The organism is Vibrio sp. S234-5 (assembly GCF_000960595.1).
Lineage (GTDB): Bacteria > Pseudomonadota > Gammaproteobacteria > Enterobacterales > Vibrionaceae > Vibrio.
This window is the reverse complement of sequence record NZ_JZAM01000183.1, coordinates 1-434: the sequence shown is the minus strand read 5'-3', so window position 1 is coordinate 434 and position 434 is coordinate 1. Positions and strand designations below refer to the sequence as shown.

Sequence of the window (434 nt, the reverse complement as noted above, 5' to 3'; positions counted from 1 at the left end):
TCTTTGTTCCCTTGGCTCTTTAGTTTGGTGTTTCTCGGCAAGTTGGCTTCAGTGGGCGCGGTTTTCTGGACAATTATTCTTTGGCGCTGGAAATTCAGCGAATTGCCTCAATCAATTTTCGGGCAAGCGCGAGGTTGAGGCGGTTTGGTCAAAAAACAAACTGTTCTTTGGCTTAGGATTAGCGGTCAAAGTTCAAAGTCTGATTTTCAAAATCATGAGTCATTTCAGTTTTTTGGTTTTTGGGTTTTGTTTGTGAATCAAAGCTGAGTTAATCTTGGTTTTGGTACAACGTAAGTCATTGAAGCTTAAGCATAACAAACGGTTCAAGAGGGACAGCCAACGCGCGGCATTTTTATTATGCGTTGGTTTTTGTGGTTATGGTGCTGTGCTGACGCTTGGTAATGGCGTTGGCTGCCCCTTAACCGGGCGTTATG

General features: G+C 43.8%; 1 protein-coding gene. It reads left to right on the top strand.

What is annotated here, in order from left to right; genetic code table 11:
* Positions 1–256, top strand: a 256-nt coding sequence (locus tag UF06_RS27180; protein WP_045570162.1) for a hypothetical protein, incomplete at its 5' end; no start/stop codon positions are given.
* Positions 257–434: the final 178 nt, after the last annotated feature.